Annotated in this window: 11 protein-coding genes; 4 read left to right on the forward strand and 7 right to left on the reverse strand. The window is 74.0% G+C overall.

The annotated features are described in order from the left end of the window. Window position 1 precedes the first annotated feature (1 nt). Window positions 2–2,404, reverse strand: coding sequence for a glycosyl hydrolase 2 galactose-binding domain-containing protein (locus ACWEMJ_RS20175; RefSeq protein ID WP_452138437.1), 2,403 nt, complete (start codon window positions 2,402–2,404; stop codon window positions 2–4). A gap of 176 nt (window positions 2,405–2,580) precedes the next feature. Between ACWEMJ_RS20175 and ACWEMJ_RS20180 the strand changes: the two genes are divergently transcribed. After that, window positions 2,581–4,398 carry a hypothetical protein gene (locus tag ACWEMJ_RS20180; protein ID WP_452138438.1) on the forward strand — a complete coding sequence of 606 codons (1,818 nt, stop codon included), beginning with the start codon at window positions 2,581–2,583 and terminating at the stop codon, window positions 4,396–4,398. Window positions 4,399–4,534: 136 nt separating this feature from the next. Then, entirely contained in the window at window positions 4,535–5,830 is a 1,296-nt protein-coding gene (locus ACWEMJ_RS20185) for a hypothetical protein (protein ID WP_452138439.1), read from the forward strand. Between the two features lie 21 nt (window positions 5,831–5,851). Here the strand turns inward: ACWEMJ_RS20185 and ACWEMJ_RS20190 are convergent, their stop codons facing one another. Continuing rightward, a complete protein-coding gene (locus ACWEMJ_RS20190) occupies window positions 5,852–8,020 on the reverse strand; it encodes a transglycosylase domain-containing protein (protein ID WP_452138440.1) in 2,169 nt (722 codons plus the stop codon). Window positions 8,021–8,211: 191 nt separating this feature from the next. On the opposite strand from ACWEMJ_RS20190, the gene ACWEMJ_RS20195 reads away from it, so the two are divergent. Further along, entirely contained in the window at window positions 8,212–8,901 is a 690-nt protein-coding gene (locus tag ACWEMJ_RS20195; RefSeq protein ID WP_452138441.1) for a hypothetical protein, read from the forward strand. Window positions 8,902–8,932: 31 nt separating this feature from the next. Here ACWEMJ_RS20195 and ACWEMJ_RS20200 read toward each other — a convergent pair whose 3' ends face one another. Further along, complete coding sequence (locus ACWEMJ_RS20200; RefSeq protein ID WP_452138442.1) at window positions 8,933–9,946, reverse strand: LacI family DNA-binding transcriptional regulator; 1,014 nt, start codon at window positions 9,944–9,946, stop codon at window positions 8,933–8,935. Window positions 9,947–10,147: 201 nt separating this feature from the next. Here ACWEMJ_RS20200 and ACWEMJ_RS20205 point away from each other — a divergent pair, with 201 nt between their 5' ends. Beyond that, window positions 10,148–11,122: an ROK family protein gene (locus ACWEMJ_RS20205; RefSeq protein ID WP_452138443.1), complete on the forward strand. Its 975-nt coding sequence runs from the start codon at window positions 10,148–10,150 to the stop codon at window positions 11,120–11,122. Window positions 11,123–11,362: 240 nt separating this feature from the next. Here the strand turns inward: ACWEMJ_RS20205 and ACWEMJ_RS20210 are convergent, their stop codons facing one another. The 4 genes from ACWEMJ_RS20210 to ACWEMJ_RS20225 form a co-directional block, all read right to left on the reverse strand. Next, window positions 11,363–12,022 (reverse strand): SDR family oxidoreductase, encoded by a 660-nt coding sequence (locus tag ACWEMJ_RS20210; protein WP_452138444.1) that lies wholly within the window; start codon window positions 12,020–12,022, stop codon window positions 11,363–11,365. 114 nt (window positions 12,023–12,136) lie between these two features. Continuing rightward, entirely contained in the window at window positions 12,137–12,715 is a 579-nt protein-coding gene (locus ACWEMJ_RS20215; protein ID WP_452138486.1) for a GNAT family N-acetyltransferase, read from the reverse strand. Window positions 12,716–12,774: 59 nt separating this feature from the next. Next, a complete protein-coding gene (locus tag ACWEMJ_RS20220) occupies window positions 12,775–13,122 on the reverse strand; it encodes a winged helix-turn-helix domain-containing protein (RefSeq protein WP_452138445.1) in 348 nt (115 codons plus the stop codon). Continuing rightward, the gene (locus ACWEMJ_RS20225) at window positions 13,119–13,853 is read right to left on the reverse strand and encodes a hypothetical protein (protein WP_452138446.1); all 735 of its coding nucleotides are present in this window, start codon (window positions 13,851–13,853) and stop codon (window positions 13,119–13,121) included. Before ACWEMJ_RS20225 ends, ACWEMJ_RS20220 begins: the two co-directional genes overlap by 4 nt. Window positions 13,854–13,939: the final 86 nt, after the last annotated feature.

The raw sequence follows: 13,939 nt of genomic DNA on the forward strand, positions 1-13,939 counted from the left end.
GTCAGGCCGGCTCGACGCAGAACAGCGCGGCCCGGACCTGCTCGGCGCCCGGGGCGCCCGCGCCGCGCACCCGGATCACCAACTGCTCGCCGGGGAGCAGCGTGGTCAGGCCGCGGTCGGCGGTGGCGGACGGGTGGAGGCGGTCGGGCTGGAGCAGCAAGTCGCGCAGCAGCGTGCGGGCAGTGACCCGGACGTCCGCCGCGTCGTCGCCGGCCGGCGTCACGTCGAGGTCGAACTCGGGCACCGGGTAGGCGAACAGCTTGTCGGCGACGGGCACGTGCACGGCGCGCAGGCCGTCCGCGTCGGCCACCAGGAACTCCTTCGTCGACCCCTCCTCGATCAACAGCCCTTCCGGCAGCGGCAGTTGGCGGACCTCGCGCGGCCCGACCGCGACCTGCTCGGTGTGCTCGGCGAGCAGCCGTCCCGCCGTGTCCAGGCGGCGCAGCCGGACGGTGGCGGTCCAGGGTTCGGCGGACTGGTTGACCAGGGCGGTGCGAGGCGCGCCGTCGCGGTCGGCGGGCTGGAGGGTGAGCAGGCGGTCGGCGTACAGGCGGCGCAGTTCGTGGTGCAGCGGCTTGAGGCGGCCGTCGCCGTCGATCGCGGACCAGGAGGAGACCGGCCAGCAGTCATTGAGCTGCCAGACCACGGTGCCGGCGCAGTGCGGCCAGTGGGAGCGCCAGTGCTCGATGCCGGTGGCGATGGCGCGGGCCTGGACGACCTGGGTGAGGTAGTGCCAGCGGTCGAAGTCGGCGGGGAGGTCGAAGTGGCGTTCCAGGCCGCGGCGGAGTTTGCCGTTGCCGTCGCCGGCCTTCTGGTGGTGCAGCATGCCGGGCGAGTCGGCGGCGAGGGTCTCGTGCGGGAGGGCGCGGCGCAGGGTGGCGTGCGCGGGCGGGGCCTGCCAGCCGAATTCGGCGACGAAGCGCGGGACGGTGGCGCGGTACTCGGCGTAGTCCTGCCGGTTCCACACGTCCCAGGAGTGGTGGGTGCCGTGGTCGACGTCGTTGGGGTGGTGGTCCCAGCTGCCGGACCAGGGGCTGCCCGCGCTGTAGGGGCGGGTGGGGTCGAGTTCGGCGACGATGCGCGGCAGCAGGCCGAGGTAGTAGCCCTCGCCCCAGGAGTCGCCGTTCAGCTGCTGCTCCCAGCCCCAGTCGCGGAAGCCCCACAGGTTCTCGTTGTTGCCGTTCCACAGCACCAGCGAGGGGTGCGGCATCAGCCGGACGACGTTGTCGCGGGCCTCGGCCTCGATCTCGCCGCGCAGCGGCTGCTCCTCGGGGTAGGCGGCGCAGGCGAACGGGAAGTCCTGCCAGACCAGCAGGCCGAGTTCGTCGCAGAGGTCGTAGAACGCGTCCTGCTCGTAGATGCCGCCGCCCCAGACCCGGATCAGGTCGATGTTGGCGTCGACGGCCTGGAGCAGGCGGGTGCGGTAGCGGGCGGGGGTGACGCGGGTGATCAGGGTGTCGTCGGGGATCCAGTTGGCGCCGCGCACGAACAGCGGCTCGCCGTTGACGGCCAGCGTGAAGGGGGTGCCGGTGGCGTCGGGGGTGCGGTGCAGTTCGACGGTGCGGAAGCCGATCCGCCGCCGCCAGTCGTCGAGTTCGGCCTCGCCGTCGGTGAGGATGAGGGCGAGTTCGTAGCGCGGCTGGTCGCCGTGGCCGCGCGGCCACCAGCGGGCGACGCCTTCGGCCTCCAGTGTCAGCACGGCGCGGTCGCCGTCGAAGGTGGCCTCGGCGACCGCGCCGGCGACGGTGGCGCGGGCGGTGAGCGGGCGTCCGGCGCCGGTGGCGGTGCGTTCGACGGTGAGGTGCAGTTCGACGCGGCCGGTGTCGCCGTCGACGGTGACCAGGGGGCGGACCTCGGCGATCCGGGCCGTGGACCAGCGTTCGACGGCGACGGGCTTCCAGATGCCGGCGGTGGGCAGGGTCGGGCCCCAGTCCCAGCCGAAGCTGCTGGCCATCTTGCGGATGTACTGGAACGGCTCCGGGTACTCGTTGGGCCGCTCGCCGACGAGGCCGCGGACCCGCTCGGCCTCCGTGTAGGCGCTGGTAAAACGCACCGTCAACGCGCCGCTCAGGCCGGTGGCGTCGAAGCGGTGGCGGCGGTGCATGTTGCGGGTGCGGCCGAGTTCGACGCCGCCGAGGGTGACGGTGGCGACGGTGTCCAGGCCCTCGAAGACCAGGTCGGTGCGCTCGTGCCCGGCGCCGTCCGGGGCGGGCAGGTCGAGGCTGTACGTCCAGTCGCGGCGGCCGACCCAGGCCACCTCCAGCTCGTTGGCGTCCAGGTACGGGTCGGGGATCAGCCCCGCGGCCAGCAGATCGGTGTGCACGCAGCCGGGCACCGTCGCGGGCAGCGACTCCCCGTCGTGGTGCAGGCTCCAGCCCTGGTCGAGCGGGGTGGTGTCCTTCATCTGTGCGGACTCCTCGGTGACGGTCGGTCGGCGCGAGCTGCACCGTAACCCCGGCCCGTCGGAGCTGTCCACGAACAGTCCGGCCGCCCGTCAGCACCCGGCGGGGGCCGCGACGTTCGCTGTCACGGCCTGCGGGTAGCGTCGGCCGCACCCGATCCACCGAGGAGCGCCGCCGGATGCGACCGCCGAACGAACTCGACCAGGTCGACTGGGCCGCCCTCTCGCACGCGTACGGCTCGGCCGAGGACGTCCCCGAGCTGATCCGCGCCCTGTACCGGCCCGACCCGGAGGCGGTCGAGGAGGCGGTGCACGAACTGTTCGGGACGGTGTACCACCAGGGCAGTGTCTACCCGGCGTCCGGTCCCGCCGTCGCGTTCCTCGCGCACGCCGCCCGGCACGGCGCCGGGCGGCGGGTGGATCTGCTGTTGCTGCTCGCGCTGATGGCCGATCACGGGGCGGAGGACGTGGCGTCCCCGCGCTGGGAGCGCTCCGAAGTGGCCGATATGTGCGCGGAGTTGGTCCGCGTGCTGCCCGAGATCGCCCGCTGCCTCGCGGACCCGGACCCGGAGGTGCGGCAGGGTGCGCTGCGCGTGGTGGCGGCCGTCGCCGACCTGCTGCCGACGCGGCAGGTCGATGAGGTCGCGGGCCGGGTCGGCGGGCTGCTGGCCGGCGATCCGGTGCCGCAGGTGCGGGCGGACGCGCTGCTGACCCTCGGCGCGCTGGGCCACCGGGCGGCGACTCCCGACGACGCACCGCCCGAACTACGCCTGGCCGCAGCGCTGTTGACCGCCGAACGGGACGGTGCGCCGTACGCCCCCGAGCTGGTCGAGGTGTTCGCCGCCGACGGCGCGCGCCCGCCGTGGAGCATGCCGTGGGCGGACGAGCGGGACATGGACGCGCGGCTGACCTGCGCCCTCTCCCTCGACCCGGACGCGGCACTGGCCGTCGCGGCCCGCTGGATCGCCGCCGGCGACCGGGGCACCCGCGGCACCTGGCTGGCCGAGCACATCGTCGAGACCTGGCGCGACCGCGAGGGCGAGGTGCTGGAACTGCTGCTGGCCGCCCTGCCCCACCAGGGCGACGGCCGCTCCGCGCACCACCTGCGCACCATCGCCCACTGGATCGAGGCACTGCCCGCCCCTGGCGCCGACCTGCGCGACACCCTGTTCGCCCACGCGGCCGGCGACCCGTCCGCGCTGCTCGGCCTGATCCGCGCCCGCGACCCGCGCGCGCTGGACCTGCTGGGCGACCGGCCCGACCCGCACCTGCTCGCCGAGGCGGCCCGGCTCTTCCCGTCGGCCGCCGAACGGCTGGTCCCGCCGATCCGGGCCCGGCTCGCCGACTCCGCCGCCCTGATCGCCGCCCTGCCCGCCCTCGGCGGGCCCGCCCGCGCGGCCGTGCCCGAGCTGCTCGCCTGCCTGCGCACCGGCCACGTGCACCTCGCCGCCGCTGCCGCCCGCGCCCTCGGCCGGCTCGGCGCCGCGACCCCGGAGCTCCTCTCCCCCGAAATCCACCGCGACGATCCGACGCTGCGCATCGCCGTCACCGTCGCCCACCACCGGCTGGTGGGCGACCCCGCGCCGGCCCTCGCCGCGTTCCGCGAGCTCCTTCAATCCGCTCAACCGCGTTGGCTGCCCGAGGAGTTGAGCGCGGTCGGCCCGGCGGGCGCCGTCCTGCTGCCGCTGCTCGAACCCCTGCTGGCCGCCCGCGACCACGTCCGGTTGGCCGCCGCCGACGCCCATCACCGGCTGTCCGGCTCCCCGGACCGCGCGCTCCCGGCCCTGGCCGACCTGGTCGGCCCGTCCGCCCTGGGCCTGTCCGCCCTCCGCTGTCTCGCCGACATCGGCCGCGTCCCCGACTCGCTCCGCCCCACCCTCCGCGCGCTGGCCTTCTCCCCGTACCGCCTGGCCCCGGACGACCCGCTCGCCCACACCGGCGGCGGCCACCCCGACCGCGAACTGCGGTCGCTGGCCCTGCAGTTGCTCGCCACCTGACGCACCGTCGCCCGACGGAGCCGGTCTCTTCATTGATACGACTACATACTCAGTAACCATTCCGATCATCGGGTCGTCCTACTACCGAGAACGGTCTGCCAGCCGGGCGGCCGTACGACGGAGGGGACGGCGAGCGATGACGGACGGACGACACCCGGGCGGCGGCACGGGACGACGGGCCAGAACGGCGCGGATCGCGGCGGCCGTGGTCGCCGCCGGCGCGGTCAGCGCGCTCGCGGTGAGCCTGACCACCGGTGGCGACGCCGCCCCGGCACAGCATTCGCTCTCCGCTCCGAGCCCCACCACCGGCACCGCCCCACCGACGACCGGCCCAGCCCCGGCGTCACCATCCCCGTCCCCGTCCTGGGACGGCAAGGTGAAGGTGCTCGGCGACGGCTCCACCTCCGACACGGGGCCGCAGCCCGACCAGCTGAAGGCCGAGAAGCTGAAGCCGGGCGAGAAGCCCCCGCAGTTCGTCGTCTTCTCCTGGGACGGCGCGCTGGAGAACGACGACCACCTGTTCTCCCGGTTCCGGAAGCTGGCGAAGGACAACCACGCGAACATGACGTTCTTCCTCACCGGGATCTACCTGCTCCCCGAGGAGAAGCGCTCGCTGTACCGCCCGCCGCAGCACGACCGGGGCAACGCCGCGATCTCCTTCCCCACCGACGAGCACGTGAAGGAGACGCTCGCGCAGCTGCGGCTGGCCTGGCAGGACGGCAACGAGATCGGCACGCACTTCAACGGCCACTACTGCGGCCCGAAGGGCGGCGGCGACTGGAGCGTGGAGGAGTGGCGCAGCGAGATCGAGCAGGCGTACTCGTTCGTCACCGACTGGCGGACGAACACCGGCTTCGGCAACGAGGCACCGCTCCCGTTCGACTTCCGCAAGGACCTCGCGGGCGGTCGCGCGCCCTGCCTGGAGGGGCAGGCGAACCTGCTCAAGGTCGCGAAGGAGCTCGGCTGGCGCTATGACGCGAGTTCGCCGGGCGAGTTCCAGGTGTGGCCGTCGAAGGTCGGCGGGGTGTGGAACTTCCCGCTGCAACTGCTGCCGTTCGGCGACAAGCAGGTGCTGTCGATGGACTTCAACTTCCTGGCCAATCAGTCCGGCGACAGCACCCAGGGCGATCCGCGCAAGTACAACTCCTGGGAGAAGCAGACCCGCGAGGGGTACCTCGACGGGTTCGCGCGGGTCTACAACGGCAGTCGGGCGCCGATGTTCATCGGGAACCACTTCGAGACCTGGAACGGCGGCATCTACATGCAGGCGATCGAGGACGTGATGAAGGAGGTCTGCAACAAGCAGGACGTCCGCTGCGTCTCGTTCAAGGAGCTCGCCGACTGGCTGGACGCCCAGGACCCGAAGGTCCTGGACCAGCTCCGCCGGCTCGACCCGGCCCAGGCGCCGGACTGGCCGACCTACCTCAAGTAGCCTCCCGGGAACGGCACTTCATCACCCCGCCGCCTTGGTGTAGGCGGCCCAGACGGCGGCGGGGACGGTGTGGTCGGGGGTGGCCGGGTCGGCCCCGGCCACCCCGGTCAGCGGCTGCAGTTCGAGGGTCTTCGCGTCCATCCGGAACAGCGAGACGGCGGTGGTGACCGCGCCCCGGTAGCCGACGAACCAGCCCGCCGTGCGCGCCTGGTTGACGCCGGTCTTCCCGGCCGCGCCGGGGACGGCCTTCCCGACCTCCTTGCCGGTGCCGTTCTCGACCGCGCCGCGCAGCGCGCTGTCGACCTCGGCGGCCACGGCGGCCGGCACGGCCCGCACGGGGGCCGGGAGCTGGACGGCGACCTCGCCGCCGTTGCGGGTGACCCGGGCGACGGAGTACGGGTCGGTGCGCATGCCCTGCCCGCCGAACGCGGTGTAGGCGTCGGCCAGCCGGATCGCGCTGGGCGTGGAGTTGCCGAGCGAGAAGCCCGGCACCAGGTCGCCCATGCTCTCCGGCAGCAGTCCGAAGCCGAGCGCAGCCCGGCGCACGTTGTCGAGGCCGACGTCCATGCCGAGCTGCTCCAGCGGGCCGTTGACGGACTGTTCGACGGCGGTCCGCAGGCCGATCCGGCCCCAGCTGCGCTCGCCGTCGTTGGCGGCCTTGGCCTTCTTCCCGTCCCGCGCCCAGTACGGGCCCTCGGGGGTCTGCAGGTCGATGCCGTTGTCGCCGTTGTAGGGGGTGGTGGGGCCGACCGGGGTGCGCCTGCCCTGCCGTTCGCGCTGGACGCCCTGGTCGAGCGCGGCGGCGTACACCAGCGGGGTGAAGGCGGTGCCGGTGGGCACGTTCACGGTGTTGGCGTTGTTGAAGCCCTGTTTCAGGTAGTCGGGGCCGCCGTAGACGGCCAGGATCCGCCCGTCGGAGGCGACCGAGGCGGCGCCCAGGTGGACGTCCCGGTCGGCCGGGCGCTGCTCGGGGTCGAGGTTCTTCACGGCGTCCTGGGCGGCCTGGGTGAGCGCGGTCTGCCGGGGCTTCTCGAAGGTCGTCCAGATCTGGTAACCGCCCAGGTCGAACTGGGCCGGGGTGACGTCGGAGTGGCTCTGCAGGTAGGTCCGGGCGAGGTCCACCAGGTAGCCGGTCTGTCCGCTCAGGCCGGCCTGCTTCAGCGGGGCCTGCGGCTCCGGGAAGACGTTGTACTGGGCCCGCTCCTCGGCGGACAGCTTCCCGATCTCCACCATCCGGTCCAGGATCCACGACCAGCGCTCCACCGCCCGGGCCCGGTTCTCGTCGCCGAGCGCCGGGTCGTACAGCGCGGCGCCCTTCAGCACGGCGGCGAGGAACGCGCCCTCGCTGGCGTTGAGTTGGGAGACGTCCTTGCCGTAGTAGGCCTGCGCGGCGCGCTCGATGCCGTAGCTGCCGCGCCCGAACCAGCTGATGTTCAGGTAGCCGCTGAGGATGTCCTTCTTCTCCACCTGCCGGTCCAGCTTGACGGCGATGAACGCCTCTTCGAGCTTGCGGGAGAAGTCCTGACGCTGGTTCAGGTAGGCGTTCTTCACGTACTGCTGGGTGATCGTCGAGCCGCCCTGGGTGTCGCCGCCGGAGCCCATCCGGTAGAACGCCCGGGCGATGCCCTTGACCGAGATCCCGGGGTCGGAGTAGAAGCTCGCGTTCTCCGCCGCGAGCACCGCCCACTGCACGTGCTGCGGCACCTGCTCCAGCGGCACGTCCTGCCGGTTGACCAGGCCGGTGCGGGCCATCTCGGTGCCGTCCGCCCAGTAGAAGACGTTGTTCTGCTGGGTGGCGAACGCGTTCAGGTCCTCGGGGATGTCCGTCCGGACGTACATCACCAGCGCGGCGGCGGTCAGCATGCCGACGAACGCCGTTGCCAGCAGCGCCAGTTGACGCCAGGACGGGAGCCAGCGCCGGACGCCCCGGCGGCCGCCGCGCGGATAGTCCGGGCGCAGCCTCGCGAACCGGCCGCGCCGCGGCTCCTGTTCCGGCTTCTGCTTCGGCTCCTGTTCCGGCTTCTGCTTCTGCTTCTGCTTCTGCTTCTGCTTCTGCTTCCGGGCGGGCCACCGTCTCGCGCGCTCCGCAGTTCCGTCCGCCGCCCCGGCCGCTTCCCTCGGCCCGTCCGTCGCTTCCGCGTCCTTCGGCTCGCCGGACACCATGCGTTCCCCGATCTGCTCGACTGGCAAATCTCTCCCGAAGATGTCCGACGCCCCGCACACCCCTCCCGTTTCAACCCGCCCGGTGTGACGATCACCACCCGAGCTCGATGCAACCTCCTGGAAAGCCTTTGCCGAACGCCGCCCGCACGCGCCCGCCGCCCTCTGGTAGCGTCGCGCTCTTCGCCACTCGCACCGGCGGAGTACCCCTGGCAGGAACCATGACGACCGCTCAGCAGCGCCTGCACCACGCCCTGGACGCCCTCGACTCCGCCGGCGGCAGCTCACGCCCCGGCCCGCCCGTCCACGGCTGCGAACACTGCTGGAGCGCCGAGGACTTCGCCCTGCTGGCCGGGCCGCCGACCCTGCTGCCGGACGCCCTGCTGCACCGCGCGGCGGCGAAGGGCGCCGACCTGTGGGACGACTTCCCCACCCTCTACCGCCGCCTCGCGCCGCGCATCCTGCGGCAGTTGACCACCGGCCGGCTGCTGGTGGACGGCCCGCTGATCGCCTCCCGGCTGGTCGCCGCCGACTGGCGCGGGTGGCCGCACGCCGAGCAGCTCGCCGAGGTGCTGGACGCCTGGTGGCTCGCCGCCCTCGACCGGCCCGCGCCCGTCCCGGACGTGGCACAGACCCTGGAGACCGTCGCGACCGCGTCCGGCGCCCTCGCCCCGTGGCTGCGCGCCTGGGCGGCGACCCGGACGCCGACCGCCGACCGGCACCTCGCCGACGTGCTGGAGGGGTGGCTGCGCGGGGGCGACCTGCCCGGGCTGGAGTTCGGCTCCCACCGCGAGCTCCCGGTCGGCGCGGAGCTGACCCGGTGGCTGCTCGACCTCCCGCCCGGCCGGATCGGCGCGGATCAGCGGTACTGGCTGGAGCTGCTCGACTCGCCCGCCCCGCAGGCCGGTTGAGCCACGGCCTGGCGGGCGCTACGGCCGGGCGCTACGGCCGGAGCTCGCCGGAGCCCCGGGCGATCAGCGTGGTGGGCAGCTCCAGCCGCTCGGGCGCGCCGCAGTCGCCGGCCAGGCGGGCGAACAGGCGGCGGGCGGCGAGGGCGCCGAGGGCGGCCGGGTCCTGGGCGACCACGGTGAGGCCGGGGGTGAGCAGGTCGGCGAGCTCCAGGTCGTCGAAGCCGACCACGGCCGGGCGGCGGCCGGCGGGCAGGTGGTGCAGCGCGGCCAGGGTGACGCGGTTGTTGGCGGTGAACAGCGCGGTGACGGCGTCCGGTCCGGTGGTGAGTCGGCGCACCGCCGCGCCGACCCTGGCCCGGTCGGTGGGGCCGCAGTCCACCCAGCGTTCGTCCACCGGGAGCCCGGCCCCGGCCATCGCGGCGCGGTAGCCGCGTTCGCGTTCGGCGGCGGTGTGGATGGCCCGCTGGTCGCCGATGTAGCCGATCCGGCGGTGGCCGTGGGCGATCAGGTGCGCGGTGCCCCGGCGGGCGCCGCCCGCGTTGTCGCTGAGCACCGCATCCGCGTCGATGCCGCCGGCTGGGCGGTCGAGGAAGACCACGGGCGTGCCGGAGGCGATCTCCGGCAGCAGGTACCGGTGGTCGTCGCCGGCCGGCACCACGATCAGCCCGTCCACCCGGCGGGCGCAGAAGGCGAGCGCCAACTCCCTTTCCCGTTCGGCCCGTTCACCGCTGGAGCCGGTGAACAGCAGGCAGCCCTGGGCCGCCGCCACCTGTTCGACGGCGCGGGACAGCGCGGAGGAGAACGGGTCGCTGATGTCCTCCAGCAGCAGCGCGACGCTGGCGGTGCGCCCCGTCCGCAGCAGGCGCGCGCTGTCGTTGCGCCGGAACCCGAGCGCCTCGATCGCCTCCCGCACCCGGCCCGCCGTCTCGACCGTCACCCCGCTCTCGCCGTTGACCACCCGGGAGACGGTCTTCAGCCCGACCCCGGCCGCCGCGGCGACGTCCTTCATGGTCGGTCGGACACCGGTGCGGAGGCTGCTCGTCATGGCACGGAGAATAGTGCGGGCCAAGAAGAACCTTGTGCGCCCTGCCCTCAACTGCCGTCCGCGCTCCCGCCGGGACCTGTCCGGGCCGCGCCGCGCACCTGCTGGACAACGTTGTCAAAGGGGGCCAGAATCACAAGACCGATCCGACGGCGCCCTGCCACGCACCACGGCGCTCCCCGTCCCACCTGCGGAGACGTCACCATGAGTCAGCAACCGGCAGCACCCGCCGCGCCCGGCGGGCCGCTGCTCGCCGCCCTCGACATCGGCGGCACGAAGATCGCCGGCGGCCTGGTCGACACCGAGGGCGCGCTGCTGCACCGGCTCCAGGTGCCCACCCCCGCCGACGGCGACCGGCACCGGCTGATGGCCGCCGTCTCCGGCGTCCTGGACGCGCTGGCCCGCCACCCCGCGTGGCCCCGGGTCGGCGCGCTCGGCATCGGCAGCGCCGGGCCGGTCGACATCGCCGCCGGCACCGTCAGCCCCGTCAACCTGCCCGGCTGGCGCGAGTTCCCGCTGCGCGCCGAGGCCGCCGCGCACCCCGCCGTCCGCGGCCTGCCGGTGGTCCTCGGCGGGGACGCGGTCGCCATGACCGCCGCCGAACACTGGCGCGGCGCGGCCCGCCCCTACCGCAACGCGCTCTGCCTGGTCGTCTCCACCGGCGTCGGCGCCGGCCTCGTCCTCGACGGCCGCCTGCACACCGGCCCCACCGGCAACGCCGGCCATCTCGGCCACATCAGCGTCGACTTCCGGGGCCGCCCCTGCCCGTGCGGCTCACGCGGCTGCCTCGAAGGACTCGCCTCCGGCACGGCCATCGCCCGCACCGCCACCGAGAACGGCTGGCGGCCGGGCCCCGACGGCGACCTCACCGCCGCCGGCGTCGCCCGCGCCGCCGCGGCCGGCGACCCCGTCGCCCTCGCCGCGTTCGACCGCGCCGCCCAAGCCCTCGCCGCCGGCATCGCCGCCACCGCCACCCTGGTCGAACTCGACGTCGCCGTGATCGGCGGCGGCGTCGCCACCGCGGGCGACCTCCTCTTCACCCCCCTCGCCCGCCACCTCGCCGCCTACGCGACCCTCCCCTTCACCCGCCACCTCACCGTCACCCCCGCCCACCTCGCCACCACCGCCGGCCTCATCGGCGCCGCCGCCCTCGCCCGCGCCGCCCTCCCCGGCCACTGACCGCCCCGGCGGTCACGCCCGGAGCCCCACCTGTCGGGGCGCGCCCGCGAGGACATCTCCCGGCAGACTTCGAAACCATGCCCCTCACCGGTGAGTTGCCATCAGCAGGCCCCAACGTCCGCCCCACCAGTGGCTCGTCCCGCATGCTTGGCCAGGTAGTCGCCGATACGCCCTTCGGCGTCATGGAAGCCACGCTGCGAGGGCTCCCGCTCCACCCGGCGGACCCATGCGGCCAGAGCACTAGCTTCCGGCTGCCGAAACCGCCTCCGCCACGGGCGAGTTGCCGCTGATCAGCTCCAACGTCCGCCCCACCGTGGCCGGTTCGTCGAGCAGGGCGACGAGCACCGCCGCCACGTCGTCGCGCGGCACCGTGCCGTGCCCCGTGGACTCGCCCAACTTCACCCGGCCCGTGCCCGGTTGGTCGGTCAGGCCGCCCGGGCGCAGAATCGTCCAGTCGAGACCGGACCGGGAACGCACCTCGGCGTCCGCCGCCGCCTTTGCCCGCAGGTACGCGGCGAAGACCGGATCGGTGCCCTTCGGCGGCTCCCGGTCCGTCCCCATCGACGAGACCACCACGAAGCGCCGCACTCCGGCCGCCTCCGCCGCGTCCGCGAAGAGCACGCAGGCGCCCAGGTCGACCGTCTCCTTCCGCGCCGCGCCGCTCCCCGGGCCGGCCCCGGCCGCGAACACCGCCGCGTCCGCCCCCTCCAGATGCCGGGCCACTTCGGCCACCGAGGCCGACTCCAGGTCGCACACCACCGGTTCGGCCCCCGCCGCCGACAGGTCTCCTGCCTGTTCCGGCCGCCGAATGAGCCCCGCGACCTCGTCGCCCCGCCCGCTCAGCAGCCGTTCCAGCCGGAGCGCGATCTGACCATGACCACCCGCGATGACAATGCGCATGCGCTCCACGCTATGCCCCGCCGCCCACCCCCGCCTCCGCAACCCGCGAACTCCCGCGGCGCCGACACCCCGGGCCGGTGTGATCGGTCAGTGGCCGTGTCGGCCAGATTCCCCTCACGACTCCCCGTCGAGAATCCGCTCCCACATCAGCGAGTCCTGCCACCGCCCGTCGAGCAGGATCGCGCCGTGCGCGACCCCGTACGGGCTGAACCCGTTGCGGCGCAGGACCCGCTGGGACGGGAGGTTCTCCAGGTTGGTGAACGCTTCGACGCGGTGCAGCCCGAGTTGCTCCGTCATCACCTCCAGCGCGAGCCCGACGGCGCGGCCGGCGTGGCCCTGGTTCTGGGCGGTGGTCGCGATCCAGTAGCCGAGCGAGGCGCGCCGCAGGTGCGGATGCGGGAGAATGCCGCCGACGGTGATCTGTCCGACCACCTGATCATCCGCGAGCACCACCCCCGGCCAGACCGTCCCGTCACGGTGCCCGGCCAGCAACCGCTCGATCCGCGCCGCCTGCCCCTCCACCGTGAAGAACTCGGCCGGCTGCTCCGGCTCCCACCGCCGGAACGCCTCGACGTCCCGCAGCCGATGCCCGGCGATCGGGCCGGCGTCGCCGGGCGCTATCAGACGAATACCGGTATGGCTGCTGGGCACGGCGGCTGCCTCCTCGTGACGGTAGATCAGGTCGCCCGGCAGCCTACGCACCGAAGCTCCCGGAGGGCTCCCGAGAGCCCCGGGCGTCGCAGCCGACTCCCCTACCCCGGGCGGCCGTTCTCGATCTGCTGGATGAGTCGTTTGAGCTGGGTGACCTCCTCCTGCAACGCCCGGTCGCCGGCCGGGCTGAGGGTGAGCCAGGTGCGGGCGCGGCGGCCCTCGTAGCCCTTCTCGATCGTGATCAGGCCGGCCTTCTCCAGGACGGTCAGGTGCTGGCTGAGGTTTCCGGCAGTGAGGCCGAGCGCGGTGCGCAGGAAGCCGAACTCGACCCGGCGGGCCTGGTGGGCGACGGTGAGGATGCCGAGGCGGACGCGCTGGTGGACCACGTCGTCCAGGCCGCTGGCGGGGTGGGGTTCGTGCTGGTCGGGCAGGTTTCGCTGGTCGGTCATGACGCGGCGCGTCCCCGGGTCCGTTCCGCCAGGGCGAAGCCGAGCGCCCCGAGCAGGAGCAGTGCGCCGGGGGCGGCGTACTGCGGCAGGAAGGCCCACGGCGAGGTGATCGGGATGCCCGCCCAGCCGTTGCCGAGCGGGACGAGTTCCATGGCCAGGTACAGTGCGGCGATCAGCAGCAGGGCGCGGCTGCGTTCGACCCGGGCCAGCACCAGCAATGGCAGGCCCACGGCGAGGGCGCCTCCCATCAGCCGTCCGAGGAACCGGGTCGTCGGCGCGGCGGCGTCGAGGTGCAGGCCCCAGAGGTCGAGCGGTGCGCCGGGCTGCGGGATCCCGTTCCGGGTGACCCAGAAGCTGGTGCCGGCCACCACGGCGAGCAGGACGACGCCGGTGAGGACGTACGGCCGCACGGCCGTGCCGACGCCCCGACTGCGGGCCCGGCGGAGGTAGAAGACCGCGGTGGCGAGGTAGGCGACGGCCAGCCCGATCGGCCAGTAGAACGGGGAGCCCTGCCTGACCAGGGTGCAGTCGCCGGCGAGGTCGGGGCAGGGGACGGTCAGCAGCCGGTAGGTGAGACGGCTGACCAGGATGCCGCCCATGGTGAGCCCGCCGAGCAGCAGCAGCGGGAACCAGGTGCCGCGCTGAGCGGCACGCACCTTGCGGGTCAACTCGCCCATCCAGGCGGAGAGTTCGTGCGGGGTGCCGTTCGCGGGCACCGATGCGTCTGTCATGCCGTCAGGTTTGCATGACAAACCAGTTGCCGCAAGAGACTTCCCGTGATCGGCCCGCCCCGCACCGCCGGGCACTGACGTAGGCT

The sequence above is a fragment of the Kitasatospora sp. NPDC004531 genome (assembly GCF_053602195.1).

Coding starts and splice junctions, on each gene's coding strand:
- ACWEMJ_RS20175 (WP_452138437.1), bottom strand. CDS start 2,404: ATGAAGGACACCACCCCGCTCGACCAGGGCTGGAGCCTGCACCACGAC.
- ACWEMJ_RS20180 (WP_452138438.1), top strand. CDS start 2,581: ATGCGACCGCCGAACGAACTCGACCAGGTCGACTGGGCCGCCCTCTCG.
- ACWEMJ_RS20185 (WP_452138439.1), top strand. CDS start 4,535: ATGACGGACGGACGACACCCGGGCGGCGGCACGGGACGACGGGCCAGA.
- ACWEMJ_RS20195 (WP_452138441.1), top strand. CDS start 8,212: ATGACGACCGCTCAGCAGCGCCTGCACCACGCCCTGGACGCCCTCGAC.
- ACWEMJ_RS20200 (WP_452138442.1), bottom strand. CDS start 9,946: ATGACGAGCAGCCTCCGCACCGGTGTCCGACCGACCATGAAGGACGTC.
- ACWEMJ_RS20205 (WP_452138443.1), top strand. CDS start 10,148: ATGAGTCAGCAACCGGCAGCACCCGCCGCGCCCGGCGGGCCGCTGCTC.
- ACWEMJ_RS20210 (WP_452138444.1), bottom strand. CDS start 12,022: ATGCGCATTGTCATCGCGGGTGGTCATGGTCAGATCGCGCTCCGGCTG.
- ACWEMJ_RS20220 (WP_452138445.1), bottom strand. CDS start 13,122: ATGACCGACCAGCGAAACCTGCCCGACCAGCACGAACCCCACCCCGCC.
- ACWEMJ_RS20225 (WP_452138446.1), bottom strand. CDS start 13,853: ATGACAGACGCATCGGTGCCCGCGAACGGCACCCCGCACGAACTCTCC.